The sequence below is a fragment of the Pseudomonas sp. FBCC-B545 genome (genome assembly GCF_059134095.1).
Genome location: NZ_CP101441.1, coordinates 6,222,568 through 6,249,216, shown reverse-complemented (window position 1 = coordinate 6,249,216; position 26,649 = coordinate 6,222,568). Strand labels below are relative to the sequence as shown.

25 protein-coding genes are annotated in these 26,649 nt (G+C 60.4%); 12 read left to right on the top strand and 13 right to left on the bottom strand.

Annotated features, from left to right (window positions below):
• The first annotated feature begins 335 nt into the window (after positions 1–335).
• Entirely contained in the window at positions 336–2,615 is a 2,280-nt protein-coding gene (locus NMB39_RS28640; protein ID WP_494339746.1) for a CHASE2 domain-containing protein, read from the top strand.
• A 181-nt stretch (positions 2,616–2,796) separates the two neighbouring features.
• Here the strand turns inward: NMB39_RS28640 and NMB39_RS28635 are convergent, their stop codons facing one another.
• From NMB39_RS28635 to glyQ, 4 genes are all read right to left on the bottom strand, one after another.
• The gene (locus NMB39_RS28635) at positions 2,797–3,567 is read right to left on the bottom strand and encodes a lysophospholipid acyltransferase family protein (RefSeq protein ID WP_057023235.1); all 771 of its coding nucleotides are present in this window, start codon (positions 3,565–3,567) and stop codon (positions 2,797–2,799) included.
• 82 nt (positions 3,568–3,649) lie between these two features.
• Positions 3,650–4,189 (bottom strand): D-glycero-beta-D-manno-heptose 1,7-bisphosphate 7-phosphatase, encoded by a 540-nt coding sequence (gene gmhB / locus NMB39_RS28630; protein ID WP_198719450.1) that lies wholly within the window; start codon positions 4,187–4,189, stop codon positions 3,650–3,652.
• On the bottom strand, positions 4,189–6,243 hold the full coding sequence (gene glyS, locus NMB39_RS28625) for a glycine--tRNA ligase subunit beta (protein WP_057023234.1): 2,055 nt from the start codon (positions 6,241–6,243) through the stop codon (positions 4,189–4,191). Before glyS ends, gmhB begins: the two co-directional genes overlap by 1 nt.
• Positions 6,240–7,193 (bottom strand): glycine--tRNA ligase subunit alpha, encoded by a 954-nt coding sequence (gene glyQ, locus NMB39_RS28620; protein ID WP_057023233.1) that lies wholly within the window; start codon positions 7,191–7,193, stop codon positions 6,240–6,242. The genes glyS and glyQ overlap by 4 nt, the downstream gene beginning before the upstream one ends.
• Before the next feature lie 81 nt (positions 7,194–7,274).
• On the opposite strand from glyQ, the gene NMB39_RS28615 reads away from it, so the two are divergent.
• Both NMB39_RS28615 and NMB39_RS28610 read left to right on the top strand, forming a co-directional pair.
• A complete protein-coding gene (locus tag NMB39_RS28615) occupies positions 7,275–7,832 on the top strand; it encodes a DNA-3-methyladenine glycosylase I (protein WP_057023232.1) in 558 nt (185 codons plus the stop codon).
• A 40-nt stretch (positions 7,833–7,872) separates the two neighbouring features.
• On the top strand, positions 7,873–8,760 hold the full coding sequence (locus NMB39_RS28610) for a lysophospholipid acyltransferase (protein ID WP_014716285.1): 888 nt from the start codon (positions 7,873–7,875) through the stop codon (positions 8,758–8,760).
• A gap of 134 nt (positions 8,761–8,894) precedes the next feature.
• Here the strand turns inward: NMB39_RS28610 and NMB39_RS28605 are convergent, their stop codons facing one another.
• The 5 genes from NMB39_RS28605 to def all read right to left on the bottom strand — a co-directional run bounded on the left by NMB39_RS28605 (position 8,895) and on the right by def (position 13,457).
• Positions 8,895–9,206 carry a hypothetical protein gene (locus NMB39_RS28605; protein WP_057023231.1) on the bottom strand — a complete coding sequence of 104 codons (312 nt, stop codon included), beginning with the start codon at positions 9,204–9,206 and terminating at the stop codon, positions 8,895–8,897.
• Between the two features lie 18 nt (positions 9,207–9,224).
• Entirely contained in the window at positions 9,225–10,598 is a 1,374-nt protein-coding gene (gene trkA, locus NMB39_RS28600; protein WP_005783380.1) for a Trk system potassium transporter TrkA, read from the bottom strand.
• Positions 10,599–10,620: 22 nt separating this feature from the next.
• Entirely contained in the window at positions 10,621–11,931 is a 1,311-nt protein-coding gene (gene rsmB, locus NMB39_RS28595; protein WP_494339747.1) for a 16S rRNA (cytosine(967)-C(5))-methyltransferase RsmB, read from the bottom strand.
• On the bottom strand, positions 11,928–12,881 hold the full coding sequence (gene fmt, locus NMB39_RS28590; protein WP_198719446.1) for a methionyl-tRNA formyltransferase: 954 nt from the start codon (positions 12,879–12,881) through the stop codon (positions 11,928–11,930). The genes rsmB and fmt overlap by 4 nt, the downstream gene beginning before the upstream one ends.
• A gap of 69 nt (positions 12,882–12,950) precedes the next feature.
• Positions 12,951–13,457 carry a peptide deformylase gene (gene def, locus NMB39_RS28585; RefSeq protein ID WP_046070226.1) on the bottom strand — a complete coding sequence of 169 codons (507 nt, stop codon included), beginning with the start codon at positions 13,455–13,457 and terminating at the stop codon, positions 12,951–12,953.
• Positions 13,458–13,592: 135 nt separating this feature from the next.
• Between def and NMB39_RS28580 the strand changes: the two genes are divergently transcribed.
• From NMB39_RS28580 to tsaC, 3 genes are all read left to right on the top strand, one after another.
• Positions 13,593–14,369: a peptidoglycan-binding protein gene (locus tag NMB39_RS28580; RefSeq protein ID WP_124355973.1), complete on the top strand. Its 777-nt coding sequence runs from the start codon at positions 13,593–13,595 to the stop codon at positions 14,367–14,369.
• A 63-nt stretch (positions 14,370–14,432) separates the two neighbouring features.
• Complete coding sequence (gene dprA, locus NMB39_RS28575; RefSeq protein WP_057023226.1) at positions 14,433–15,536, top strand: DNA-processing protein DprA; 1,104 nt, start codon at positions 14,433–14,435, stop codon at positions 15,534–15,536.
• Positions 15,537–15,611: 75 nt separating this feature from the next.
• Positions 15,612–16,169, top strand: coding sequence for an L-threonylcarbamoyladenylate synthase type 1 TsaC (gene tsaC / locus NMB39_RS28570; protein WP_043048265.1), 558 nt, complete (start codon positions 15,612–15,614; stop codon positions 16,167–16,169).
• 104 nt (positions 16,170–16,273) lie between these two features.
• Here the strand turns inward: tsaC and NMB39_RS28565 are convergent, their stop codons facing one another.
• Positions 16,274–17,251, bottom strand: a complete 978-nt coding sequence (locus NMB39_RS28565; protein WP_043048266.1) for an NADPH:quinone reductase — start codon at positions 17,249–17,251, stop codon at positions 16,274–16,276.
• Positions 17,252–17,411: 160 nt separating this feature from the next.
• Here NMB39_RS28565 and hemF point away from each other — a divergent pair, with 160 nt between their 5' ends.
• Both hemF and aroE read left to right on the top strand, forming a co-directional pair.
• Positions 17,412–18,344, top strand: coding sequence for an oxygen-dependent coproporphyrinogen oxidase (gene hemF, locus NMB39_RS28560; RefSeq protein ID WP_494339748.1), 933 nt, complete (start codon positions 17,412–17,414; stop codon positions 18,342–18,344).
• Positions 18,344–19,162, top strand: coding sequence for a shikimate dehydrogenase (aroE, locus tag NMB39_RS28555; RefSeq protein ID WP_494339749.1), 819 nt, complete (start codon positions 18,344–18,346; stop codon positions 19,160–19,162). The genes hemF and aroE overlap by 1 nt, the downstream gene beginning before the upstream one ends.
• 112 nt (positions 19,163–19,274) lie before the next feature.
• Here aroE and NMB39_RS28550 read toward each other — a convergent pair whose 3' ends face one another.
• From NMB39_RS28550 to betC, 3 genes are all read right to left on the bottom strand, one after another.
• Positions 19,275–20,843: a SulP family inorganic anion transporter gene (locus NMB39_RS28550; protein ID WP_494339750.1), complete on the bottom strand. Its 1,569-nt coding sequence runs from the start codon at positions 20,841–20,843 to the stop codon at positions 19,275–19,277.
• Positions 20,844–21,000: 157 nt separating this feature from the next.
• A complete protein-coding gene (choX, locus tag NMB39_RS28545) occupies positions 21,001–21,921 on the bottom strand; it encodes a choline ABC transporter substrate-binding protein (protein WP_057023223.1) in 921 nt (306 codons plus the stop codon).
• Between the two features lie 18 nt (positions 21,922–21,939).
• Positions 21,940–23,454 (bottom strand): choline-sulfatase, encoded by a 1,515-nt coding sequence (gene betC / locus NMB39_RS28540; protein WP_494339751.1) that lies wholly within the window; start codon positions 23,452–23,454, stop codon positions 21,940–21,942.
• Positions 23,455–23,557: 103 nt separating this feature from the next.
• Between betC and NMB39_RS28535 the strand changes: the two genes are divergently transcribed.
• From NMB39_RS28535 to NMB39_RS28520, 4 genes are all read left to right on the top strand, one after another.
• Complete coding sequence (locus tag NMB39_RS28535) at positions 23,558–24,508, top strand: choline sulfate utilization transcriptional regulator (protein ID WP_494339752.1); 951 nt, start codon at positions 23,558–23,560, stop codon at positions 24,506–24,508.
• Between the two features lie 30 nt (positions 24,509–24,538).
• Positions 24,539–24,865 carry a DOPA 4,5-dioxygenase family protein gene (locus NMB39_RS28530; protein WP_057023220.1) on the top strand — a complete coding sequence of 109 codons (327 nt, stop codon included), beginning with the start codon at positions 24,539–24,541 and terminating at the stop codon, positions 24,863–24,865.
• A gap of 176 nt (positions 24,866–25,041) precedes the next feature.
• Positions 25,042–26,001, top strand: coding sequence for a 2-dehydro-3-deoxygalactonokinase (locus NMB39_RS28525; RefSeq protein ID WP_494339753.1), 960 nt, complete (start codon positions 25,042–25,044; stop codon positions 25,999–26,001).
• A 1-nt stretch (position 26,002) separates the two neighbouring features.
• A complete protein-coding gene (locus NMB39_RS28520) occupies positions 26,003–26,623 on the top strand; it encodes a 2-dehydro-3-deoxy-6-phosphogalactonate aldolase (RefSeq protein ID WP_198719439.1) in 621 nt (206 codons plus the stop codon).
• Positions 26,624–26,649: the final 26 nt, after the last annotated feature.

The following is a 26,649-nucleotide window of genomic DNA, read 5'->3' as shown; positions in this document are numbered from 1 at the left end:
ATGCCGGCCTCTGAATCTGAATAATTATGGACGGAATCTACGCTTCGGTAATCTCTCGATACGCTGATATCAAAGGGCTGTTAACTTGACGCGCTCTCGATGCTCAAAGGAAAGATACCGGCTCCTGTATATAAGGAAAAGGCGCGGTGCCGATAGCCTCCCTGGTACATCTGTTTGGCGGGCCTGCACAAAGCCCTCCAATGAGACCGAAATAGGCTTCACTTGTTTCAGAGCATCGTACGCGCTTCATCATAACCACCTGACAGGGAACCTGGGCCTATGACAGCTTTACCTGCAAACCATCATCGCTTTTGCCTGAGTGAGGCGGTAGCCCTGTGAAACTATGGCGCAAAGCCGAGAAACGCCAACCCACCCGAGCGCAGCTGTTATTTCATGGGCTGGTGCGGGAGTGGCTGCTGATCGGCTTGGTACTGCTGCCCTTCACCGTGTACTTGTCCTTGAGCCCAGGCCTGGCCCTCAATAACCCGCTCTACGATAGCTTGCGTCGGCTTGCACCTTTGCCGGTAGATCCTCGGATCCTGCTGGTGACCATTGACGCCCCCAGCCTTGAAGCACTCGGCCCATGGCCTTGGCCGCGCAGCGTGCATGCCGACCTGATTGGACGCCTGAGTGCCGCCCAGCCTGCAGCCATCCTGTTTGATGTCATTTTCAGTGAGTCCGGCAAGGAAGCCGATGGCCAGCGATTGGCCGACGCCGTGTGTAAAGCCGGGAATGTATTGCTGCCTATCATCGGTGATAGCAGCGGGAGCCCGAGCCCGCCGCAAGAACCGTTATCGCCATTACTCAAATGCGCCAAGGGGGTCGGGCATATCAACGTCGAGGCGGATAACGACGGCGTGGTGCGCAGTGTTTATCTGCGTGAAGGCCCCCCCGGAAGTACGCTTCCGCAATTGGCCTGGCTGGCATTCACTCTGAGTGGACAAGCCCCGACCATGCCTGGATTGCCTCAAGCGCCCAGCAATGTGCGATGGCACCAGGAGCACGAGATTCGTGTTCCATTCACCTCCGAGGCCGAGCACTTTCCAAGTGTCTCCTATGTCAGCGTATTACGCGGTGAAGTACCTCCAGAGTCACTGCGTGGTCGGCTGATTCTGATAGGTGCCACGGCCTATGGGATGGCCGATCGTTTCGTGACGCCGCTCTCCTCCACCGTTGGTACTACAGCTGGTGTGGAGATCCAAGCCGACGTGCTCAATGGCTTATTGCAGGGCCGCAGCATTGTCGACTTGCCCGGATGGCTGGCAGCGCTGTTGGCAACATCATTGGTAACGCTGCTGCTGGGTCTTTTACTTTATCGCCCACGTTACGCCCTGTGGATGACCTTGGCAGGCATGGCCGCCGCGTTGCTGGGGTCTTGGGCATTGTTGCGCTTGGGGCACTGGTGGTCTCCTGCGGCCTGCCTGATTGGTTTGTTGCTCAGTTATCTGATTTGGAACTGGCGACGCCTGAGCGTGATCCTCGCCTACTTTGGCTGGGAATTGGCCCGCCTGGATAACGAACCGAAGGTGCTTCCTGAACGTCGCCGTGCGCCTGCCAGTAAGGGCGACGTACTGCAGGGACGGATCTTTGCCCTTGAGCAAGCCGTCAGCCGCACGCGAGATACACGGCGCTTCATGGCCGACGGACTCGAATGCCTGCCGGTCGCGACGCTGATCACCGATCCCCAGGGCAATATTCTGTTGGCCAACCGGGTGGCCCGTGACGTATTCGGCAATGACCTGGTCGGCGAAAACCTCGTCGAACAACTCGCCGATTTGGGTTATCCCCCGCTGCACAACGGCGTACGCCCTGCCCTGTCAGTACTGGAACTGGTGGAGTTCCGCGACATCCACCAACGCAGTCTGCGCATGGAGCTTGCACCTTTGCTTCCCGCCGAAGGTGATTTTGCCCTCGGCTGGTTGCTCAGCCTGACTGATCTGAGCAAGGAGCGCGAAGCCCAGCAGCACCGCGAGACGATGTTGCGTTTCCTTTCCCATGACCTGCGCGCACCGCATTCGGCAATCCTCGCCCTGCTGGACGTGCATAACGGCGAATCGACGGTCTTTGCCCAGATCGAGCAGCAGGTCCGCCGGGCCTTGAGCCTTACCGAATCCTTTGTGCAATTGGCCAAGGCCGAGGCTGACGGGTATCAGTTCCAACCGACCCTGTTCGCCATGCTGGTGATGGATGCCTTTGATCAGGTAGCGGTGATTGCGCAGCTCAAGGGCATTCATCTGGTCCACGATCTGGATGAGGCCGATGAGGCCATGGTCTACGCCGACCAATCACTGCTTACGCGGGCGTTGTTCAATGTGCTGGAGAACGCGATCAAATATTCCCCATCCGGTACTACCGTCAGACTGAGGCATGCCAGCGCACAAGGTTGGTTAGAATGCCGTATCAGCGACCAGGGGCCGGGGATTGCACCTAAGGATTTACCGGAGCTGTTCAGTCAATACCGGCGTTTCGATTCCGCCCAGGGCAGTGACGGTCTTGGGCTTGGCCTGAGCATGGTCAAAGCCGTGGTAGAACGGCATGGCGGGCGCATCGTTTGTGAAAGTGAACAAGGCAAAGGCTCCACGTTCATCCTGCAACTGCCGCAGTTGGACGATTGAAAAACGGAATTTCCTGCTGTGCATAAAAAACCGGTCACAAGGACCGGTTTTTTTATGAAGAAAAAACTTATGCACGTTTTTCCTGATTTTATGAGGTCAAGAAATATGTAGTCAAATCAGCATGTTATGCATCAAAAAAGCCAATTCGCCAACAAAGCGTACACAGGTTATCCACAGATGCTCAAACGACGGGAGTCTCTACCACTACGGGTTCCGGAGGCAAGGAGCCCATGGCCCGCTGTTGAGCTTCATTCCAAGCCGCTGCGCGGTCATTCAGTGCGGCGATGGCCCGTGGCCCTTCGCCTTCTGCGTACATCGGTTCACCGATTACCACGGTGATGGTACCTGCGCGTTTGGCCCAGCCGGTCTTGGGCCAGAACTTGCCGGCGTTATGTGCAATTGGCAACACAGGCAAGTTGGCATTGACCGCCAGTGCGGTACCGCCACGTGAGAACTTGCCCACCGTACCGAAGGGCACCCGTGTGCCTTCCGGAAAGATCAGTACCCACACGCCATCCTTGAGAAGTTCATCACCTTTCTTGGCGACATGCTTGAGCGCTGCCTTGGGGTTGTCGCGGTCGATGGCGATCGGCCGGAGCATAGCCATGGCCCAACCGAAGAACGGCACATACAGCAGCTCGCGCTTGAGCACCTGACTCAGTGGCGAGAAATAAGCCGAGAGGAAGAACGTCTCCCAGGTGCTCTGGTGGTTCGACAGAATCACACAAGGCTGCTCCGGGACGTTTTCAGCGCCCTTGATCTCGAAACGGATATTGAGGAATACCTTGCTCAGCCACAACGCGCAGCGGCACCAATAAACGTTGATGAAACGATAGCGCGCCTTGAAAGGCAGGAACGGTGCGATAAAAAAGCTCAGGGTGCACCAGAGAAACGAACTGGTGCCCAGCAGCAGGTAAAAGAAAAAGGTTCTGATGGCCTGCAAGATCGACATGGCGGCATTTACCGTTGCGGGACACGGCCCGCCTGTTAAAAGCGCACTCCCGAACAATCCTTGGTCAGGAAGTCGAGGGCGGCTAGTTGTTGATAAGTTCTGCGGCAACGGCCGCCAGATCGTCAAAAATCAAGGTGCCTACCGGCAGGTTTTTCGCCTGGGTCTTCTCGCCTTTTCCGGTCTTAACCAAAACTGGCTGAGAGTCGACGGCCTTGGCCGCCTCCAGGTCACCGAGGCTGTCCCCGACGAACCATATCCCAGCTAACGGCACCTTGTAATGTTCTGCAATAATTTTCAACATGCCAGGCTTGGGCTTGCGGCAATCGCAGCCCTCATCCGGCCCGTGGGGGCAGTACACCACCAGCCCCACCTCGCCCCCCTGCTCGGCCACCAACGTGCGCAAACGCGCATGCATGGCCTCCAGGGTAGGAATGTCGTAGTAACCACGGGCGATGCCGGACTGGTTGGTGGCAATGGCCACGGTCCAGCCGGCTTTGCTCAACTGCGCGATGGCCTCGATCGAGCCGGGCAGTGGGATCCACTCATCCACCGACTTGATGTAAGCGTCGGAGTCGTAATTGATCACCCCGTCCCGATCGAGAATCAGCAGTTTCAACATCATCAGCCCAGTACGGAAATGTCAGCGATATTGATGAACAGGCCACGCAGACGCGCGAGCATGGCGTAGCGGTTTTTCCGCACGCCGGCATCGTCGGCATTGATCATCACTGCTTCGAAGAACGCATCCACCGGCTCACGCAACGACGCCAGGCGCGCCAACGCTTCAGCGTAGTTACGCTCGGCGATCAGCGGCTTCACGGCGTTTTCGGCCTTGGCAATGGCCGAGTTCAGCGAGAACTCCTTGGCATCGGCAAACAGGCCTGGGTCGACTTCGGCATTGCCGAGGTTGTCGGCCTTGCTCAGCAGGTTCGACACGCGCTTGTTCACGGCAGCCAGGGCATCAGCTTCCGGCAGCTTGCGGAATGCCTGTACGGCTTGTACACGCTGGTCGAAGTCCAGGGCAGAACCCGGTTGCAGGGCACGCACCGACAGGTAGACCGAAACGTCCACGCCTTCGTCTTCATAACGCGCACGCAGGCGGTCGAACACGAACTCCAGCACTTGCTCGGCCAGGCCGGCTTGCTTGACCTTGGCGCCGAACTGGCCGACGGCGAACACCACGGCCTGGGTCAGGTCGAGGTCCAGCTTCTTGTCGATCAGGATGCGCAACACGCCCAAGGCCGCACGACGCAGGGCATAGGGGTCTTTGCTACCGGTGGGCAGCATGCCGATGCCAAAGATGCCCACCAGCGTATCCAGCTTGTCGGCGATCGCTACCGCCGCACCGGTCAGGGTGGTCGGCAGCTCTGCACCGGCACCGCGCGGCATGTACTGCTCGTTCAGGGCCAGGGCAACTTCTTGCGGCTCACCGTCGTTAAGGGCGTAGTAATAACCGGCCACGCCTTGCATCTCGGGGAACTCGCCGACCATCTCGGTGGCCAGGTCGCACTTGGACAGCAAGCCGGCACGTGCGGCCCAGGCCGGGTCGCCGCCAATGCGCGGGGCAATGTAGGCCGCCAGTTTGGAAACCCGTGCGGCCTTGTCGTAGACACTGCCGAGTTTTTCCTGGAACACCACGTTCTGCAGGCGCAAGTTGAAGTCTTCGAGCTTCTGCTTCTTGTCTTGCTTGAAGAAGAACTCGGCGTCGGTCAGGCGCGGGCGAACGACTTTTTCGTTACCGGCGATGATCTGCTGCGGGTCCTTGCTTTCGATGTTGGCCACGGTGATAAAACGCGGCAGCAACTTGCCGTCCGCGTCGAGCAGGCAGAAATACTTCTGGTTGTCCTGCATGGTGGTGATCAACGCTTCTTGCGGCACCTCAAGGAAGCGCTCCTCGAACGAGCACACCAGCGGCACCGGCCATTCCACCAGGGCGGTTACTTCGTCCAGCAGGCTTGGCGGCACGATGGCGGTGCCTTCCTGCAGGCGCGCCAGCTCTTCGGTGCGCTTGCTGATCAGCTCGCGACGCTCGTTGGCATCGGCCAGCACATAAGCAGCGCGCAGGTCGTTGAGGTAGTTGGCCGGCGAGGTGATACGCACGCTTTCTGGATGGTGGAAGCGGTGCCCACGGGAATCACGACCGGCTTTCTGGGCGAGGATAGTGCAGTCGATGACCTGGTCACCGAGCAGCATCACCAGCCATTGGGTCGGACGCACGAACTCTTCCTTGCGCGCACCCCAGCGCATGCGCTTGGGGATAGGCAGGTCGTTCAGGGAATCTTCGACGATGGTCGGCAACAGGCTGGCGGTCGGTTTGCCGGTGATGACCTGGCTGAAACGCAGTTTCGGGCCGCTTTGGTCGACCTCGCTCAGCTCTACGCCACACTTCTTGGCAAAGCCAAGGGCGGCCTGGGTCGGGTTGCCTTCGGCATCGAAAGCCGCCTGGCGCGGCGGGCCATCGAGGTTGATGCTGCGATCCGGCTGCTGGGTTTCCAGGGCAGTCAGCAGAACTGCCAGGCGGCGCGGTGCGGCGTAGACCTTTTTCGCTTCAAATTTCAGGCCGGCAGTCTGCAGGCCTTTTTCGATACCGGCCAGGAACGCATCGGCCAGGGTATTAAGTGCCTTGGGTGGCAGCTCTTCGGTGCCCAGTTCAACCAGGAAATCTTGAGCACTCATTGTGCAGCCTCCAGCTTAGCCAACACTTCATCACGCAAATCCGGGGTTGCCATCGGGAAGCCCAGCTTGGCGCGAGCCAGCAGGTAGGCTTGGGCGACGGAACGCGCCAGGGTGCGTACACGCAGGATGTATTGCTGACGCGCAGTTACCGAGATGGCACGGCGGGCGTCCAGCAGGTTGAAGGTATGGGACGCCTTCAACACCATTTCATAGCTCGGCAACGGCAGCGGCTGTTCGAGTTCGATCAGGCGCTTGGCTTCGCTTTCATAGAAGTCGAACAGTTCGAACAGCTTGTCGACGTTGGCGTGCTCGAAGTTATAAGTGGACTGCTCCACTTCGTTCTGATGGAACACGTCGCCGTAGGTGACTTTGCCGAACGGGCCGTCAGCCCACACCAGGTCGTACACCGAGTCCACGCCTTGCAGGTACATGGCCAGGCGCTCCAGGCCGTAGGTGATTTCGCCGGTCACCGGGTAGCACTCGATGCCGCCGGCTTGCTGGAAGTAGGTGAACTGCGTCACTTCCATGCCATTGAGCCAGACTTCCCAGCCCAGGCCCCAGGCGCCCAGGGTTGGCGATTCCCAGTTGTCTTCGACGAAACGGATGTCGTGCACCAGTGGGTCCAGGCCCACATGCTTCAACGAGCCCAGGTACAGTTCCTGGAAATTATCCGGGTTGGGCTTCAATACCACCTGGAACTGGTAGTAATGCTGCAGACGGTTCGGGTTTTCGCCGTAGCGGCCGTCAGTCGGGCGGCGACTGGGCTGCACATAAGCGGCGTTCCAGGTTTCCGGGCCGATGGCCCGCAGGAATGTAGCGGTGTGGAAAGTGCCGGCGCCTACTTCCATATCGTAGGGCTGAAGTACCACACAACCTTGCTCGGCCCAGTATTGCTGGAGGGCGAGGATCAAGTCTTGGAAGGTACGCACGGCTGGCGTAGGCTGGCTCACGAAATTCACCTGTTACTTGGGCTGCGATTTAAAGAGCGGGAGTATACCCGATTCGGCCCTGCCACCACTCCCTGGAGCCTTATGCCACGCTGCTTTTGGTGTTCTGAAGATCCGCTGTACATGGCTTATCACGATCAGGAGTGGGGAACGCCGCTGCGCGATGCGCAGGGTTTGTTCGAGTTGCTTTTGCTCGAAGGGTTCCAGGCAGGCCTGTCCTGGATCACCGTTTTACGCAAACGCGAGCATTATCGAAAGGTGTTGTTTGGCTTTGATGCGCAGCGTCTGGCGCAACTGAGCGATGACGAGATCGAGGTGTTGATGCAGGATCCAGGCATCGTGCGCAATCGCTTGAAGCTCAACGCTACTCGGCGCAATGCCGCGGCCTGGCTGGCATTGGAAGATCCGGTGGGTCTGCTCTGGTCGTTTGTCGGCGGCAAACCCAAGGTCAATCATTTCAAGGATCGCAGCGAAGTCCCGGCGATTACCACCGAGGCCGAAGCCATGAGCCGCGCCTTGAAAAAAGCCGGCTTCACCTTCGTCGGCCCGACCATCTGCTACGCCTTCATGCAGGCCTCGGGCATGGTCATGGACCACACCCAGGACTGCGACCGCTACGCGGACTTGGCCAACGCCGGTTAGAATGCCGGCTTTGCGCACCACACACGATCAGGAGTGACCTGTGGAAAAGTTTAAAGGCGCCTTGCTGGTAGGCGCTCTCCGGTTGTTTGCCCTGCTGCCCTGGCGCGCCGTACAGGCCGTCGGCACGGGCATCGGCTGGATCATGTGGAAAACCCCCAATCGTTCCCGCGACACGGTGCGGATCAACCTCTCCAAATGCTTCCCGGACATGGACCCGGCCGAGCGCGAGCGCCTGGTGGGTCGCAGCCTGATGGACATCGGCAAATCCCTGACCGAAAGCGCCTGTGCGTGGATCTGGCCGGCGCAGCGTTCCATCGACCTGGTACGCGAAGTCGAGGGCCTTGAAGTGCTGCACGAAGCCCTGGCCTCCGGCAAAGGCGTGGTGGGGATCACCAGCCACCTGGGCAATTGGGAAGTGTTGAACCACTTCTATTGCAGCCAGTGCAAGCCGATCATTTTCTATCGCCCGCCCAAGCTCAAGGCAGTGGACGAATTGTTGCGCAAACAGCGTGTGCAACTGGGTAACCGCGTGGCGGCGTCGACCAAGGAAGGTATTCTCAGCGTGATCAAGGAAGTGCGCAAAGGCGGCCAGGTGGGTATTCCTGCCGACCCGGAGCCGGCTGAGTCGGCCGGCATCTTCGTACCATTCTTTGCCACCCAGGCGCTCACCAGCAAATTCGTGCCGAACATGCTCGCAGGCCACAAGGCGGTGGGCGTATTCCTGCATGCCCTGCGCCTGCCGGACGGCTCAGGCTACAAGGTGATCCTGGAAGCGGCGCCGGAAGATATGTACAGCACAGACACGGCCACCTCCTGCGCGGCGATGAGCAAGGTGGTGGAGCGCTATGTCGGCGCCTACCCGAGCCAGTACATGTGGAGCATGAAGCGCTTCAAGAAGCGCCCGCCGGGTGAGGCGCGGTGGTACTGATTCACAGCTGACTCAAGACCGATATAGAAACAATGTGGGAGGGGGCTTGCTCCCGATAGCGGTGGTTCAGCCAAATATGCATTGGCTGACACACTGCCATCGGGAGCAAGCCCCCTCCCACATTTAGTCCTGTATCAAGCCTGGCGGTCGAGTTTTTTCAGGAACACGGTCATCTCTTTTTCGGCTTGTTTGTCGCCATGGGCCTGGGCCGCTTCGATGCCCCTCTCCCAAGCCAGTCGTGCTGCGGCGTTATCACCCAACCCTTGCTGCGCCTTGCCCAACAGCTTCCACGCTGCCGAATACTTCGGATCGAACTCGACGCACTTGGCTAGATGCTCGGCCGCCTTGGCATTGTCCTTCAAGTCCAGATAACCCTTGCCCAACCCAAAGCGCAGCAGCGAATTATCCACACCCTTGGCGAGCATTTTTTCCAGGGATTCGAGCATGTCGGTCACTCCGTCGGATCAGAAAAAGCTCAAGCCCACGTGGAACAGTTTCTCCACGTCGCGGATATGTTTTTTATCCACAAGGAACAGAATCACATGATCACCGGTGGCGATCACCGTATCGTCGTGAGCAATGATCACTTCTTCATCACGAATAATTGCGCCAATAGTGGTGCCCGGCGGCAGGCCGATATCGCGAATGGCCTTGCCGATGACTTTGCTCGACTTCGAGTCACCGTGGGCGATCGCCTCGATGGCTTCCGCCGCGCCCCGGCGCAATGAGTGCACGCTGACGATATCGCCACGGCGTACGTGGGCGAGCAAGGTGCCGATGGTGGCTAGCTGCGGGCTGATGGCGATATCGATATCGCCGCCCTGGATCAGGTCGACGTAGGCCGGGTTGTTGATGATGGTCATCACCTTCTTCGCCCCCAGCCGCTTGGCCAGCAGCGACGACATGATGTTAGCTTCGTCATCGTTGGTCAGGGCCAGGAAGATGTCGGCGTCGGCGATGTTCTCTTCCATCAGCAGGTCGCGGTCCGAGGCGCTGCCTTGCAGTACGACGGTGCTGTCGAGGGTGTCGGATAAATGCCGACAACGCGCCGGGCTCATCTCGATGATCTTCACCTGGTAGCGGCTTTCGATGGCTTCGGCCAGACGTTCGCCAATCTGCCCACCGCCAGCGATGACAATGCGTTTGTAGCTTTCATCGAGCCTGCGCATTTCGCTCATGACGGCGCGAATATTCGCTTTGGCGGCGATGAAAAACACTTCGTCGTCGGCTTCAATCACCGTATCGCCCTGGGGCAGGATCGGCCGGTCACGACGGAAAATTGCCGCTACGCGGGTTTCTACATTCGGCATGTGTTCGCGCAGCTGGCGCAGTTGCTGGCCCACCAACGGCCCACCGTAGTAGGCCTTCACCGCCACCAATTGCGCCTTGCCTTCGGCGAAGTCGATCACCTGCAAGGCGCCCGGAATCTCGATCAGGCGCTTGATGTAGTGGGTCACTACCTGTTCCGGGCTGATCAGTACGTCGACGGGAATAGCATCGTTATCGAACAGGCCGGCGCGGGTCAGGTAGGCCGCCTCGCGCACACGGGCGATCTTGGTCGGGGTATGGAACAAGGTATGGGCCACCTGGCAGGCGACCATGTTGGTTTCGTCGCTGTTGGTCACCGCGACCAGCATGTCGGCATCGTCGGCACCCGCCTGACGCAGCACCGTCGGAAACGATGCGCGGCCTTGCACCGTACGGATATCCAGGCGGTCGCCCAGGTTCCGCAGGCGCTCGGCATCAGTGTCGACCACGGTAATGTCGTTGGCTTCGCCGGCCAGATGTTCGGCCAGCGTGCCACCAACCTGCCCTGCCCCAAGGATGATGATTTTCATCCGGTCACTCCCTTAAAACCATTCAGCCGCGCGCGGCGGCGATCTTGATCAGTTTGGCGTAGTAGAAGCCATCGTGCCCGCCTTCCTGCGCGAGCAGTTGGCGGCCGTGGGGCTGCTTGATACCGGCGCTGGTAGCCAGGTCCAATTCGCGTGCGCCGCTGGTACGGGCGAGGAAGGCCTGGATGACCTCGGTATTTTCGGTGGGTAGCGTGGAGCAGGTGGCGTAAAGCAGGATGCCGCCGACTTCCAGAGTCGGCCACAGCGCGTCAAGCAGTTCGCCTTGCAGCACCGCCAGGGCGGCGACGTCGTCGGGCTGGCGGGTCAGCTTGATGTCCGGGTGCCGGCGGATCACGCCGGTGGCGGAGCACGGTGCGTCCAGCAGGATGCGCTGGAACGGCTTGCCGTCCCACCAAGTGCCGGTGTCGCGGCCATCGGCGGCAATCAGTTCGGCGCTCAGGCCCAGGCGTGCGAGGTTCTCTCGTACGCGTACAAGGCGCTTGGCTTCAAGATCCACGGCCACTACACCGGCCAGGTTTTTTTCGACTTCAAGGATGTGGCACGTCTTACCGCCCGGTGCACAACAGGCGTCGAGTACACGCTGGCCGGGCGCCAAGTCGAGCAAGTCGGCGGCCAATTGCGCGGCCTCGTCCTGCACACTGATCCAGCCTTCGGCAAAGCCCGGCAGGCTGCGCACATCGGCGGCGGCTTCCAGCACGATACCGTCCGTGCTGTACACGCACGGGGTGGCGTTGATGGCCGCGTCGGCGAGTAATTGCAGGTACACGTCACGGCTGTGGTGGCGACGGTTGACCCGCAGGATCATCGGCGGGTGCGCGTTGTTGGCCGCGCAGATAGCCTCCCATTGCTCGGGCCAGAAGGCTTTAAGGGACTTTTGCAGCCAGCGCGGGTGGGCGGTGCGCACCACCGGATCATGTTCCAGCTCGGCCAGCAGTGCTTCGCTTTCACGCTGGGCGCGGCGCAACACGGCATTGAGCAGGGCCTTGGCCCAGGGCTTTTTAAGTTTTTCGGCGCACCCGACGGTTTCACCGATGGCTGCGTGGGCTGGTACCCGGGTGTAGAGCAATTGATAAAGGCCCACCAGCAACAGCGCCTCGACATCAGCGTCTGCCGCTTTGAACGGCTTTTGCAGCAGCTTGGCCGCCAGCGCAGACAACCGAGGCTGCCAACGGGCGGTGCCAAAGGCCAGGTCCTGGGTGAAGCCGCGGTCGCGGTCTTCGACTTTATCCAGCTGGGTTGGCAGTGAACTGTTCAGCGAAGCCTTGCCGTTGAGGACAGCAGCGAGAGCCTTGGCGGCGGCCAGACGTGGGTTCATTGAGCGGCCACCCCAAGGATTGTGCCGAGGGCAAATTTCTCACGGCGACTGTTGAACAAATCGCTGAAATTCAGCGCTTTGCCGCCGGGCAATTGCAGGCGAGTCAGGCACAGCGCCTGTTCACCACAAGCCACCAGCAGACCATCTTTGCTGGCGCCGATGATTTCGCCGGGAGTGCCTTTGCCGTCGGCCAAGGATGCGGCGAGTACTTTCAAGGCTTCGCCGTTGAGGCTGCTGTGGCAGATGGGCCACGGGTTGAACGCACGCACCAGACGCTCCAACTCCACAGCGGGGCGGCTCCAGTCGATGCGCGCTTCGTCCTTGTTCAGCTTGTGGGCGTAGGTGGCCAGGCTGTCGTCCTGTATTTCACCTTCCAGGGTGCCCGCCGCGAGGCCGGCGATGGCCTGGAGCACGGCGGACGGCCCCAGCTCAGCCAGGCGGTCATGCAGGCTGCCGCCGGTGTCTTGGGCGGTGATGGGCGTGGTGACCTTGAGCAGCATCGGGCCGGTGTCCAAACCCGCCTCCATGCGCATCACGGTCACACCGCTTTCCCCATCGCCCGCTTCCACGGCGCGCTGGATAGGCGCCGCACCACGCCAGCGTGGCAACAGCGAGGCATGGCTGTTGATGCAACCCAGGCGCGGGATATCCAGCACCGCCTGTGGCAGGATCAAGCCGTAGGCCACCACCACCAGCAGGTCCGGTTTCAGCGCGGCCATTTCGGCCTGGGCCTCGGCATTGCGCAAGGTCGGTGGTTGCAGCACCGGGATATTGTGTTCCAGTGACAATTGCTTGACCGGGCTCGGCATCAGTTTTTGCCCGCGACCGGCCGGGCGATCCGGCTGGGTGTACACCGCGACGATGTCATAAGGGCTGGCAAGCAGCGCCTTGAGGTGTTCGGCGGCGAATTCAGGGGTGCCGGCAAAAACAATGCGCAATGGCTCGGTCATGGGCGTTCTCGGTTAAAAACAGTCACAAAAGAAAAAGGCTTGCCGCAGCAAGCCTTTGAAAGAGGGGCATCAAGCTTGCTGGCGATGCTTTTTTTCCAGCTTCTTCTTGATCCGGTCACGCTTGAGCGTGGACAGGTAATCGACAAACAGCTTGCCGTTGAGGTGGTCGCATTCATGCTGGATGCATACCGCCAACAGGCCTTCGGCAACCATTTCGAACGGCTTGCCATCACGGTCCAGGGCCTTGATCTTCACGCGCAGCGGGCGTTCGACGTTCTCGTAGAACTCCGGCACCGACAGGCAGCCTTCCTGGTATTCACCCATCTCGTCGGTCAGCGGTTCGAACTCGGGGTTGATGTATACCCGGGGTTCGCTGCGATCTTCAGACAGGTCCATGACCACGACGCGCAGGTGCACGTTGACCTGGGTGGCGGCGAGACCGATCCCCGGGGCTTCATACATTGTTTCAAACATGTCATCGACCAACTGACGAACCTTGTCGTCCACTACGGCCACCGGCTTGGCGATCGTGCGCAGGCGCGAGTCGGGAAATTCGAGGATGTTCAAAATAGCCATAAGCGTAATTGCTGCACATGTGAAGTAGAGACCAATCGGCGGTGGGATGGACCCACACGGCCGGTGTGAAACGCTCGGAAGCCGCGAAGGCCATGACATTTCACGCGAACGCACATAATAAAGGAGATTGACCCCATGAGGAAATCGCTACTCGTCTTGCTGCTATGGGCCCCACTTGCCACGGCACTGATTGCGCAGCCCACCGAGCGCCTGGGCCAGGCGCCGCAACAGGCCATCCAGCACTTCCTGCTGCATAACCGTATTCTCGATTCACCCCAGGACCTGGATAACGCACCTTACATTGTCGCAGTACAAGGCGGTCGTGTGCTGGGCGCCAACGGCGAGCGTATACATGCTCGCGGTAGCTTGGACCCGGCCCAGCCCAGCTATGGGATCTTTCGTCGGGGCAAGGCCTACATCGACCCTGACACCCAGGAGCTACTGGGAATCAACGCCAATGACATCGGCACCGCGCGCTTTTTGCTCGCCGACAACCTCACTACCTTGACGGTACAGAGGGTTACCCAGGAAATCCGCCCGGGCGACCGTTTGCTCCGTGCCGAACCGCCTGTCGAGCTGGCCAACCTGCAAGCAGCCAAATCAGCACCCTTCATCGAAGGGCACATTATCGATATTCCCAGGGGCATCACTCAGTTCGGCGCGCTGGATGCCGTGACCCTGAACAAGGGACGTCGCGATGGCCTGGTAGAAGGCCAATTGCTCACGGTGATCAAGGCTGGCGCCACTGTGCGAGACGCTCTTACCGGCGTGCCGACCCGACTTCCCGATGAGCGGGCCGGCACCCTGCAGGTCTTTCGCACCTATGAAAAGCTCAGTTATGCCCTGGTGCTCAGTGCTTCACGCGCCCTGGCGATTAAGGACCGTTTTGAGACGGCTCAACAATCACAATAAATAGCCTGCTAAATAAGTTACCAACAGAGTTATCCACAGCTTGTTCCGGTCAAGGATGATCAAATGAATCCGATAAATAGTAGCGAAATCTCTCCGGCAGAACTGGAAGCCCGGCTACGCTTGCACAGGCTGCCGGAACTGGGTCCGAAGCGTTTTCATACGTTGATTGAAGCCTTCGGCTGCGCCTCCAAGGCCATCAGTGCTCCTGCCAGTGCCTGGCGTTCCCTCGGCCTGCCCGCCATCAGTGCTGATGCCCGGCGTAGCCCGCAAATTCGTGACGGCGCCAGTGAGGCGTTGACGTGGCTGGGCCACCCGGCCCAGCATTTGCTGATGTGGGATCAGCCTGACTACCCTGCACTGCTCGCCCAGATCGATGACGCGCCGCCGCTGTTATTTGTCGCGGGCAATCCAGGGATTTTGGAAAAACCCCAGTTGGCCATGGTCGGTAGTAGGCGGGCGTCGCGCCCGGGAATGGACACGGCCGCTGCGTTTTCACGCAGCCTGGCGAGCGCCGGTTTTGTCATCACCAGCGGTCTCGCATTGGGCATAGACGGCGTGGCGCATCAGGCGGCACTGGATGTGGGCGGCCATACAATCGGCGTGCTCGGCACTGGCCTGGAAAATTTTTATCCACAGCGCCATCGCAAGCTCGCGGCGGCGATGATTGCCCAGGGCAGCGCGGTGGTTTCCGAGTTTCCGCTGGATGCACCGCCTCAGGCCGGCAATTTCCCACGGCGCAATCGGATTATCAGCGGGCTCTCGCTGGGCGTCCTGGTGGTGGAAGCCAGCATGGCCAGCGGTTCGCTGATCACTGCGCGGCTGGCGGCGGAACAAGGGCGTGAGGTCTATGCGATCCCGGGTTCCATCCATCATCCCGGGGCCAAGGGCTGTCATCAGCTGATTCGCGATGGCGCAGTGCTGGTGGAAACCATCCAACACATTCTTGAAGGCTTGCGCGGTTGGCAAGCGGTGTCGCGTCCCACGCCGCTGCCGATTATTCACCCACTGGTAGCGCTTTTGCATGCGGCGCCGCATAGCAGCGAAGCCCTGGCGATTGCCAGCGGCCGGCCTTTGTCTCAGGTGCTGGCAACCCTTATGGAACTGGAGCTGGAAGGCCAGGTGATCTGCGAAAGCGGACGCTGGCTTGCGCGTTGCCAGCTTTCGTAGCCGTCAGTTCTTTGGAGCTAGGTTTTGTAACGAAGATCGGTAAACTGCCCAGAGCTTTAGTTCGGAGAGTAAAGAATGGTCAACAGGTGGCGTGTGCTGGAAGCCGCACGGGAAATTCGCGCAGGCGCGGTGATTGCCTATCCGACCGAAGCGGTCTGGGGCCTGGGCTGCGACCCGTGGAATGAAGAAGCGGTGGATCGGTTGCTGGCGATCAAGAACCGATCAGTGGACAAAGGCCTGATCCTGGTGGCGGACAATATCCGTCAGTTCGACTTTCTGTTTGAAGACTTCCCGGACACCTGGATCGAACGCATGGCCAGCACCTGGCCTGGACCTAACACCTGGCTGGTGCCCCATCAGGACTTGCTGCCGGAATGGGTCACAGGCATGCATGACACGGTGGCCTTGCGGGTCACGGACCACCCGTTGGTGCGGGACTTGTGCGCACAGGTCGGGCCGCTGATTTCCACATCGGCCAATCCTCAGGGGCGTCCGGCGGCGCGCACGCGGATTCGCGTGGAACAGTATTTCCGCGGGCAACTGGACCTGGTGTTGGGTGGAGCCCTGGGTGGGCGCAAGAACCCGAGCCTGATTCGTGACCTGGTGACGGGGGATGTGGTGCGGCCCTCCTAAGACCGAGGTGCGGCCATCGCGGGCAAGCCGCCTTCCACATTTTGACCGCGTTGTCATGACGGACACAGATCAAATGTGGGAGTGGGCTGCCCGCGATGACTCGCTTAAGGCAACAGGATTGTTGAGCCGGTTGTACGGCGCCCCGACAACTCCGTCTGCGCCTTGGCCGCATCCGCCAACGAAAACCGCTGGTTGATATCAATGCGCACCTTGCCGCTCTTGATCATCGAAAACAGGTCATCCGCCATCGCCTGCAAGGCCTGCGGGTTGCTGGCGTAGGTCGCCAGCGTCGGCCGGGTTACGTACAGCGAGCCTTTGGCCGACAAGATGCCCAGGTTCACGCCATCTACCGCGCCTGACGCGTTGCCAAAGCTTACGACCAAACCCCTTGGCGCCGTGCTGTCCAGAGAGGTCAGCCAGGTGTCCTTGCCGACGCCGTCGTACACCACTGGGCACTTTTTGCCGTCAGTTAATTCCAGTACGCGTTGTGCGACATTTTCCTTGCTGTAGTCGATGGTTTCCCAGGCACCGAGGGATTTGGCCAGGGCGGCCTTTTCCGGGGAGCTGACCGTACCAATCAACTTCACACCCAGGGCCTTGGCCCACTGGCAGGCCAGGGAACCGACGCCACCGGCAGCGGCGTGAAACAGGATAGTCTCGCCGCCTTTCAGCTCGTAGGTCTGGCGCAGCAGGTACTGCACGGTCAGGCCCTTGAGCATGGCGCCGGCGGCCTGTTCAAAGCTGATGTCCTCCGGCAAGTGCACCAGGTTGGCGGCGGGCAGCACATGCAACTCGCTGTAGGCCCCCAGCGGGCCGCTGCCGTAGGCAACGCGGTCGCCGACCTTGAACTGGGTGACTTCACTGCCAACGGCATCCACCACACCGGCGCCTTCCGCGCCCAAGCCCGATGGCAGGGCGGGCGGTGCGTAGAGGCCACTGCGGAAATAGGTGTCGATGAAATTCAGGCCGATCGCCTCGTTACGCACGCGAACCTGCTGCGGGCCAGGCTCCGCCGGCGTGTAGTCCACATATTCGAGAACTTCGGGGCCGCCATGGGCGCTGAACTGGATACGTTTGGCCATCTGCACTTCTCCTGAGGTTGCATTCGCGTAGCCCCCTATCCCACTCCTAAGCTTGATCTTCGTCAACTGCGACGCAACGGAATGCAGTGGTATCCTGTGCGCCCATTTGCCGCCGACGCCCAGTGGCCTCGCGTAGCTTTGCCCGATTCAAGGTGATGCCATGACTACCCGCACCGAGGCTGTTAAAGCCTACCTGCTTGACCTGCAAGATCGCATTTGCAGCGCCCTGGAAACCTTCGAGACGGACACTCGCTTTATCGAAGACGCCTGGACCCGGCCTGCCGGCGGCGGCGGTCGCACCCGTGTGATCGAGAACGGTGCGGTGATCGAAAAGGGCGGCGTCAACTTTTCCCACGTGTTTGGCAGTGGCCTGCCACCGTCGGCCAGCGCCCATCGCCCTGAGCTGGCCGGTCGCGGCTTCGAGGCACTGGGCGTGTCGTTGGTGATCCATCCGCACAACCCGCATGTACCGACTTCCCACGCCAATGTGCGCTTTTTCATCGCAGAAAAAGAAGGCGAAGAACCGGTGTGGTGGTTTGGTGGCGGCTTTGACCTCACCCCGTACTACGGCAATGAAGAAGATTGCGTCCACTGGCACCGCGTGGCCGAGCAGGCCTGTGCGCCGTTTGGCCCGGACGTCTATTCGCGCTACAAAGCCTGGTGCGACACCTACTTTCACATCAAGCATCGCAATGAGCCCCGTGGCATCGGTGGCCTGTTCTTCGATGACTTGAACGAGTGGGGCTTCGACACCTGCTTTGCCTTCATTCGCGCCATCGGCGATGCCTATATCGACGCTTACCTGCCGATTGTGCAGCGCCGCAAGGCCATGGCCTATACCGAGCAGCAGCGCCAGTTCCAGGAGTTCCGCCGCGGCCGCTACGTTGAGTTCAACCTGGTCTATGACCGTGGCACCTTGTTTGGCCTGCAATCGGGTGGCCGCACCGAGTCGATCCTGATGTCGCTGCCACCCCAGGTACGTTGGAGCTATGACTGGAAGGCCGAGGTTGGCAGCGAAGAAGCGCGCCTTACCGACTATTTCCTGCAAGACCGCGATTGGCTCGGCGTCGTCGCGCCCAAGGCGGCGGTGTGATGGATCGTTATGTCGTGTTCGGCAACCCCATCGGCCACAGCAGATCGCCGCTGATTCACCGTATGTTCGCCGAGCAGACCGGCGAACAACTGGACTACAGCACTTTGCTCGCGCCGTTGGAGGATTTCACCAATTGCGCCCTTGAGTTTTTCCAACAGGGCCGTGGCGCCAACGTCACCGTACCCTTCAAGGAAGAAGCCTACCGTCTGGCCAACACCTTGACCGAGCGTGCCCAGCGCGCCGGGGCGGTGAACACCCTGAGCAAATTGGCTGACGGCACATTGCTGGGCGACAACACCGACGGCGCCGGCCTGGTGCGCGACCTGACGGTGAACGCAGGGCTTAACCTGCACGGCAAGCGCATCCTGTTGCTGGGTGCCGGCGGTGCCGTGCGCGGTGCACTGGAGCCGTTGCTGGCGCAGCAACCCTCATCGTTGATCATTGCCAACCGCACCGTGGAAAAGGCCGAGCTGCTCGCTGAGCTGTTCGATGACCTGGGCCCGGTGTCTGCCAGTGGTTTCGACTGGTTGCGTGAGCCGGTGGATGTGATCATCAACGCTACTTCGGCCAGCCTGGCAGGCGATGTCCCGCCGATTGCCGGCAGCCTGGTCGAACCGGGCAAGACGTTCTGCTACGACATGATGTACGCCAAGGAACCCACCGCGTTTTGCCGTTGGGCCACGGAACACGGCGCAGCGGTGGCAATGGACGGCCTCGGCATGCTGGTGGAACAGGCGGCCGAAGCCTTCTTTCTGTGGCGCGGCGTGCGCCCGGATTCGGCGCCGGTACTGGCCGAACTGCGCCGTCAATTGGCCTGACACAGATCGAAATGTGGGAGGGGGCTTGCCCCCCGATGCTGCCTGTCAGCTCCGATATGTTGGCTGACACACCGCTATCGGGGGCAAGCCCCCTCCCACATTTTGAGCGTGTTCAGTCTTCGAAATGAATGGGGCAGTTGTCGGCACCTTCCAGTTTCTTCAACTCCTCAACTACTTGCGGCCTGGCCCGGCGCAACGTCAGGCTGCGTCCCAACCCCGCCAACCGCCGCGCCTCCTGATGCAGCATCTCCACCCCGGAATAGTCGATAAAGTTGATCTGCTGCGCCTCGATCACCACCCGTTCGCCCTGCAAGCTTTGCAGCCGCACTTGCAGGTAATGGCTCGCACCAAAAAAGATCGAGCCGCCCACTCGCAACACATCCTCCTCACCGTCGCGCCATTGCTGAACCCGTGGTTGCGAGGTGCGCTTGAGGTAGAAAAACAGCGACGCCAGCACCCCGGCATAAATGGCCGTTTGCAGTTCCAGCAGCAAGGTGGCGACACACGTCAGGCTCATCACCACGAATTCGGCGCGACTGACTCGGAATAATGCTCGAATGCCCCGGTGGTCTATCAGGCCCCAGCAAATCAGCAGGATGCTCGCCGCCATGCTCGGGATTGGGATATGGGCGATCAACGCCGCGCCAAATAATGCGAATAACGCCACCCACAGTGCCGAAAACACCCCCGCCAACGGCGAGCAGGCGCCCGCCTCGTAGCTAAGGCCCGAGCGGGTGAAGGAGCCCGCCGACAGGTAGCCGGAGAAAAATCCGCCGACGATGTTGGATAAACCCTGGGCGCGCACTTCCTGGTTGGCGTCGAGCAACTGTTGCGAGCGGGCTGACAGCGAACGGGCAATCGACAGGCTGGTCACCAACCCCAGCATCCCCACCGCTACGGCGCTGGGCAGCAAGCGCAAGACCAGGTCCAGGTCCATCGGCAACGGGCTGAACGGCGGCAGCTTGCCGATAAACGCACTGACCAATGCCACATGCCCGAACATTGCCGGCCACAGCCATGCTGCGACGCTGCCCAGGGTCAGGGCGATCAGCAGCGTTGGCCAGCGTGGCATTAGATACTTGAGCAATGCACCAGCCAGTAAAGTGCCAAGCCCCAGGGCGAGGGAAGCGTGGTCCCACTCTGCGCCATGGTCAATCAGCGCCAGCAGGCTATTGATGGCTGTGGCCTGGCTCGGCAAATCCAGCCCCATCAGATTGGGCAACTGCCCCAGGGCGATGACCACGGCCGCGCCCAGGGTGAAACCCAGCACAACCGAATGGGAGACAAAATTCACCAGCGCGCCGAAGCGCAGCAAGCCGAGCAGCCACTGGAATACCCCGGCGAGGAAGGTCAGTAGCAGGATCAACGTGATGTAGTCCTGGGAGCCCGGCACGGCCAGGGGGCTGATGCTGGCGTAAAGCACAATGGAAATGGCCGCCGTAGGCCCGCAGATCAGGTGCCAGGACGAGCCCCACAGGCAGGCGATCAACACCGGGATGATCGCGGCATAGAGCCCGTATTGCGGTGGCAGGCCGGCGATCAGCGCGTAGGCAATCGACTGCGGCAAGGCAAGCACGGCGCCACTGAGGCCGACGATCGCATCCCGGCCGACGCTGGCGCGGGTTTGGCGCGGGAGCCAGCTGAGGAAGGGGAAGAGTGTATGGCGGTTGGGCCGGGGCATCGCAGGCTCGGGTAGAAGGTTTGGCTTAGAGTATCAGTACGCACCGGCTCCCTGTGGGAGGGGGCTTGCTCCCGATAGCGGTGTTTCAGCCATACATTCATAGCTGATAGGCCGTCATCGGGGGCAGGCCCCTACCACATTTGGATCGAGGCGCATCTTAGAGTTGGGCTTTTACCGCGGGCAACGCATCCTGGCCATCCAGGGTTTTCACGCCGTCGAGCCACTTGTCCAACACCGCCGGGTTGGCCTTGATCCACGCCTTGGCTGCCTCGGCATTGCTGACCTTGTTATTGGCCACCTCAGCCATGATGCTGTTCTCCATCTCCTGGGTAAAACTCAGGTTGGTGAGCAGTTTTCCCACATTCGGGCAGGCCTGTGCGTAACCCTTGCGGGTCAAGGTATACACGCTGCCGGTGTCGCCAAAGTACTTTTCGCCGCCCTTGAGGTAACGCATTTTCAACTGCACGTTCATCGGGTGCGGCGTCCAGCCGAGGAAGGTGACGAAACGCTGTCTCTTCACCGCCCGCGAGACTTCGGCGAGCATCGCCTGTTCGCTGGATTCGATCAGCTTCCACTGGCCGAGATCAAAGTCATTTTTCTTGATGATCTCCTGCAGCGAGATATTCGCTGGCGCTCCAGAGCCGATGCCGTAGATTTTCTTGTCGAACTTGTCGGCAAACTTGTTCAGGTCGGAAAACTCGTGCACCCCGGCGTCCCATACGTAATCCGGCACGGCGAGGGTGAACTCGGTGCCGTCGAGGTTTTTCGCTAACTGCACCACATCGCCGTTGGCCACGAACTTGTCATAGAAACCCTGCTGCGCGGGCATCCAGTTGCCCATGAACGCGTCCACCTGGCCGTCCTTGAGCCCGCCAAAGATAATCGGCACCGCCAGAGTGTCGACCTTGGGCTTGTAGCCCATGCCCGTCAGCAGAAAACCCGTGATGGCGTTGGTGGCGGCAATGTCGCTCCAGCCCGGATCGGCCATCTTTACCGTTTCACAACGGGCGTCCGCGTACACATGGGCGCTGCTTAAGGCGAGTACCGCTACGCTTAGCACCACAGTCAACTTTTGCATGGCCTTCCCTCTGTTTATTTATTGGTTTTGGCAGGGTTGTGGATAACGTGCCTTGCGCTCCAGATCGTCGAGGTCGATATGGTTGCGCATGTACTGCTGACTGGCGTCCACCAGTGGCTGGTGGTCCCAGCTCTTCAGCTTGCCTTGGGTCAGCGCCTCGAACACCAGGCGGCGACGGCGTTGGCTGGCGAGCACCTGTTGGTGGATCGCCGGTATGTCCCATTTAGCCCGCGCTTCGCGCAAAAACGCTTCGAACAACACTCGGTGTTCCGGTGACTCGCTGAGGTTCTCCCGCTCGTGCGGGTCGTTATGCACATCGAACAGTAGACAAGGATCGTCTTCGCTGTAGATGAATTTGTAGGCGCCCCGGCGGATCATCATCAACGGGCTGATAGTGCCTTCGGCCATGTATTCGCCAAACACTTCGTCGTGCCCGCCCTGCCCCTGCAAGTGTGGGACCAGCGAACGGCCGTCCAGTGGCAGGCGCGGGTCCAGTTCGCCGCCGGCCAGTTCTACGAGGGTCGGCAACAGGTCTGCGGTGGACACGGCCTGAGTGACGCGGCCAGCGGCGAACTGCCCCGGCGCACTGATCAGCAGCGGTACGCGGGCGGCCATTTCGAACCAGTGCATTTTGTACCAGAGGCCGCGTTCGCCGAGCATATCGCCGTGGTCGCCGGAGAAGATGATGAGCGTGTCGTCGGCCAGGCCGGTGTCTTCCAGGGTTTGCAGGAGCTTGCCGACGTTGCTGTCGATATAGCTGCACGCCCCGAAGTAGGCGCGGCGCGCATCGCGGATCTTGTCCACAGGCAGCGGTTTGTCCCACAAGTCATAGACCTTGAGCAGCCGCTGGGAGTGTGGATCCAAATCTCCTTGCGTCGGCGTTGCAGGCAAAGGGATGTCGGCGTCGTCGTACAGATCCCAGAACGGCTTGGGAATGGTGTAGGGGTCGTGGGGATGGGTCATCGACACGGTCAGGCAGAACGGCTGGTCGCTGTCCTCGCGGATATGATCGAACAGGTACTGCTGGGCCTTGAACACCACCTCTTCGTCGAAATCCAGCTGGTTGGTGCGCACGCACGGGCCGGCTTGCAGCACCGAGGACATGTTGTGATACCAGGTAGGACGTACGTCCGGTTCATCCCAGTTCACTGCCCAGCCATAGTCGGCGGGGTAGATGTCGCTGGTCAGGCGTTCTTCGTAGCCGTGCAATTGGTCGGGGCCGCAAAAGTGCATCTTTCCCGACAATGCGGTGCGGTAGCCGAGGCGTCGCAGATAGTGGGCATAGGTCGGCACATCGGCGGGGAAATCGGCGGCGTTGTCGTAGGCGCCGATCTTGCTCGGCAACTGGCCGCTGACCAGTGTGAAGCGCGATGGTGCGCACAACGGACTGTTGCAGTAAGCGGCGTCGAATACCACGCCTTGAGCGGCGAGGCGGCTGAGGTTGGGCAACTTGATCGGGGACGGCCCGTAGAACGGCAGCATTGGCGCGGCCATTTGATCGGCCATGATGAAAAGAATGTTCTTGCGCTTCATGGTTACTCGGCATTCCATAGGCGATATTTATGCGACTGAGCATGCGGCCCATGAAACATGGGGTAAAGCCCATGCAAAGCAATGTCTAGGATAAGTTGAGCTTATGTATAACGCGCTAGGTAACCTCTCTCTCGACCTGCTGCGTGCCTTTGAAGCGGCAGCGCGGCATCGTAGTTTCACCGCCGCCGCGATGGAGCTGGGCACGACTCAACCGGCCGTCAGCCAGCAGATCAAGCGTCTTGAAGAGCAATTGGCAATACGCCTGTTTGACCGCATTTATCGCGGTATCGAACTGACCGACGCCGGCGCGTTGCTGTACGAGCATGTGCAAAGCGGCTTGCAGAGCATCAACCTGGGCCTCAGCGCCATTTCCCAGCAAGACCAGCATGAAGTGCTGCAAGTGGCCACCGACTTCGCCTTCGCTGCCTATTGGCTGATGCCGCGCCTGCACCGCTTCCACCAGGCCAACCCGCAGGTGGATGTCAGCCTGGTGACCAGTGAGCGCAACCATGCCACCCTGCGCAGCGATATCGATGTGGCGGTGTTGTTCGGCGATGGCCGCTTCAAGCAGGGCGACAGCCTGTGGTTGTTCAACGAGGAAGTGTTCCCGGTGTGCAGTCCGCAATGGCTCAAGGACCAGGCAGCAACGCTCACCGTGCAGGCCTTGCAAGATTGCCCGTTGCTGCACCTGCGCCAGGAAAACAACAGCCGGTGGTTCGACTGGAACGGGGTGTTCCGTGAACTGGGTATTACGGCCGCGCCGACCCCTGGTCAATTGCGTTTCGATAACTACACCTTGCTGATCCAGGCTGCGATTGCCGGCCAGGGTGTGGCCATCGGCTGGCGCCACCTGGTGGATAACCTGCTGGAACAAAACTGGCTGTGTCGACCGATCAGCGACACCGTGACCTCGCGTTTCGGCTATTACGTGGTGCAACCCCAGCGCAAACGCCGTGGGCAGTTGGTCGAGCGCTTTGTCGAGTGGCTGGTCGCTGAACAGGCCAGTAGTGCGCAGTCGTTGACCGGGCTGGCCCTGCCATCGATTGCGGTCTAGGATCGGCGCATATTGGATCCGGAGTCCGTCATGCAACGTATCAAGGGCTACCACGCCCACATCTACTTCGATGCCAGCACTATCGAACAGGCCCGTACCCTATGTGAAGACGCGGCCAGGCTGTTTCCCCTGCGCATGGGCCGTGTGCATGAGAAGCCGGTGGGCCCGCACCCGAATTGGAGCTGCCAGCTTGCGTTCGAGCCGGAATACATCGGTGTGGTATTGCCGTGGCTGGCGCTGCATCGCAATGGCTTGGTGGTGTTCCTGCACCCTGAAACCGGCGATGACTTGAAGGACCACACCGATTACGCGGTATGGATGGGGGCCATGCGCGAATTGAATCTGTCGGTTTTTTAACCTTCCTTAGCAGATAAAACCTCACGTCTCCGTCAAAAAAATCCCGGAGATCTGTAGGATTTATCTTGTCGCGTCTCATTATATGGGATTGATATTTATATATTGAGATATTGCTGGCCGTAGGTTTATATTCGCCCATCTGCTTTTTTCAGCACCCACTCATTTCAGGTGAAGCGATGCAGGCGCAATTGATCGCGCTCGATTGGGGGACCAGCTCCCTTCGTGCTTACAAACTCGGCCCCGCAGGCGTGGTGCTGGAACAACGCTCGCTGACCTTGGGCATCATGCATTTGCCCAGCGAACCCCGGAACATCGCAGGCGTTGGCTGTACTGACGGCTTTGAGTTGGCGTTCGATACCGCCTGCGGCGATTGGCTCGACGCTCAGCCGAGCCTGCCGGTTATCGCCTGCGGCATGGTCGGCAGCGCCCAGGGTTGGAGCGAGGCGGCTTATCGCAGTACCCCTGTAGACGTCGCCAGCCTCGGCCAAGCGTTGCACTGCGTACGCAGCTTGCGCGCAGTAGATGTGCATATCGTGCCGGGGGTGATTGAGCAGGTTGGCCTGCCCAATGTGATGCGTGGCGAAGAAACCCAGGTGCTCGGCGTGTTGCAAGGCCTTGGTGCCCAGGTGTTGATTGGGCTGCCCGGCAGCCATTCCAAGTGGGTCGAGGTGGTCGAAGGTCGCATTACTCATTTCGACACCTTCATGACCGGTGAACTGTTTGCGATATTGAGCAAGCACAGCATCCTGGGTCGCACCCAGCAGTCGTGCGAGCAGTTCCAGGCCGAGGCTTTCGACCGCGGCGTGCACGTAGCGCTTTCAAAAGATGGCCAACGTGGCGTGCTGTCGACGCTGTTCAGTGCCCGCACCTTGGGGCTGACCACTGAACTGGCGCCCGAGCAGCAGCCCGACTATCTGTCCGGCCTGCTGATCGGTCACGAACTCGCTGGCTTGCCAGACAACGCCAAACATAAACCAATCATCCTGGTGGGCGCGGCCCCCCTCTGCGCGCGCTATCAACGCGCCCTCGCCCTTTGCGGTTTTGCCCATGTGAGCCTGGCGCAGGAAGCCACCGAACGCGGCCTGTGGCAATTGGCCGTGGCGGCTGGGCTCATTCAACCTGTAACGGAGGCCTGACATGCTCAAGCAAGCACTCGCGCAAAACGGTTTGATCGCAATCCTGCGCGGCATACGCCCGGATGAAGCCCAGGCTATCGGTAAGGTGCTGTACGACGCGGGGTTTCGTGTGATCGAGGTCCCGCTCAATTCGCCCGACCCGTACACCAGCATCCGCACCCTGCGCGACAGCCTGCCCGCCGATTGCCTGATCGGTGCCGGCACGGTGTTGACGCCGGAACAGGTCGAGCAGGTCAAGGCTGCGGGTGGCCAGGTAATCGTCATGCCTCATAGCGATGCCAAGGTACTGCGTGCCGCCAAGGCAAAGGGTTTGTACCTGTCGCCAGGTGTAGCGACGCCCAACGAAGCGTTCGCTGCATTGGCCGAAGGCGCCGATGTATTGAAGCTGTTCCCGGCCGAGCAAGTCGGCCCCGCAGTGATCAAGGCATGGCTGGCGGTACTGCCGGCGGGCACCTTGTTGCTGCCGGTGGGCGGCATTACCCCGGACAACATGCAGGTGTTCATCGACGCCGGCGCCAAGGGGTTCGGGTTGGGTTCCGGGCTGTTCAAGCCGGGAATGACAGTGGATCAGGTCGCGAGCCATGCCCAGGCTTATGTCGCCGCCTGGAAAGCCCTGAGCTGATATCAAGTTCCGCGCCCACAGGCGCT

Coding starts and splice junctions, on each gene's coding strand:
- NMB39_RS28635 (WP_057023235.1), bottom strand. CDS start 3,567: ATGTCGATCTTGCAGGCCATCAGAACCTTTTTCTTTTACCTGCTGCTG.
- gmhB (WP_198719450.1), bottom strand. CDS start 4,189: ATGATGTTGAAACTGCTGATTCTCGATCGGGACGGGGTGATCAATTAC.
- glyS (WP_057023234.1), bottom strand. CDS start 6,243: ATGAGTGCTCAAGATTTCCTGGTTGAACTGGGCACCGAAGAGCTGCCA.
- NMB39_RS28615 (WP_057023232.1), top strand. CDS start 7,275: ATGCCACGCTGCTTTTGGTGTTCTGAAGATCCGCTGTACATGGCTTAT.
- NMB39_RS28605 (WP_057023231.1), bottom strand. CDS start 9,206: ATGCTCGAATCCCTGGAAAAAATGCTCGCCAAGGGTGTGGATAATTCG.
- trkA (WP_005783380.1), bottom strand. CDS start 10,598: ATGAAAATCATCATCCTTGGGGCAGGGCAGGTTGGTGGCACGCTGGCC.
- rsmB (WP_494339747.1), bottom strand. CDS start 11,931: ATGAACCCACGTCTGGCCGCCGCCAAGGCTCTCGCTGCTGTCCTCAAC.
- fmt (WP_198719446.1), bottom strand. CDS start 12,881: ATGACCGAGCCATTGCGCATTGTTTTTGCCGGCACCCCTGAATTCGCC.
- def (WP_046070226.1), bottom strand. CDS start 13,457: ATGGCTATTTTGAACATCCTCGAATTTCCCGACTCGCGCCTGCGCACG.
- NMB39_RS28580 (WP_124355973.1), top strand. CDS start 13,593: ATGAGGAAATCGCTACTCGTCTTGCTGCTATGGGCCCCACTTGCCACG.
- dprA (WP_057023226.1), top strand. CDS start 14,433: ATGAATCCGATAAATAGTAGCGAAATCTCTCCGGCAGAACTGGAAGCC.
- tsaC (WP_043048265.1), top strand. CDS start 15,612: ATGGTCAACAGGTGGCGTGTGCTGGAAGCCGCACGGGAAATTCGCGCA.
- NMB39_RS28565 (WP_043048266.1), bottom strand. CDS start 17,251: ATGGCCAAACGTATCCAGTTCAGCGCCCATGGCGGCCCCGAAGTTCTC.
- hemF (WP_494339748.1), top strand. CDS start 17,412: ATGACTACCCGCACCGAGGCTGTTAAAGCCTACCTGCTTGACCTGCAA.
- aroE (WP_494339749.1), top strand. CDS start 18,344: ATGGATCGTTATGTCGTGTTCGGCAACCCCATCGGCCACAGCAGATCG.
- NMB39_RS28550 (WP_494339750.1), bottom strand. CDS start 20,843: ATGCCCCGGCCCAACCGCCATACACTCTTCCCCTTCCTCAGCTGGCTC.
- choX (WP_057023223.1), bottom strand. CDS start 21,921: ATGCAAAAGTTGACTGTGGTGCTAAGCGTAGCGGTACTCGCCTTAAGC.
- betC (WP_494339751.1), bottom strand. CDS start 23,454: ATGAAGCGCAAGAACATTCTTTTCATCATGGCCGATCAAATGGCCGCG.
- NMB39_RS28535 (WP_494339752.1), top strand. CDS start 23,558: ATGTATAACGCGCTAGGTAACCTCTCTCTCGACCTGCTGCGTGCCTTT.
- NMB39_RS28530 (WP_057023220.1), top strand. CDS start 24,539: ATGCAACGTATCAAGGGCTACCACGCCCACATCTACTTCGATGCCAGC.
- NMB39_RS28525 (WP_494339753.1), top strand. CDS start 25,042: ATGCAGGCGCAATTGATCGCGCTCGATTGGGGGACCAGCTCCCTTCGT.
- NMB39_RS28520 (WP_198719439.1), top strand. CDS start 26,003: ATGCTCAAGCAAGCACTCGCGCAAAACGGTTTGATCGCAATCCTGCGC.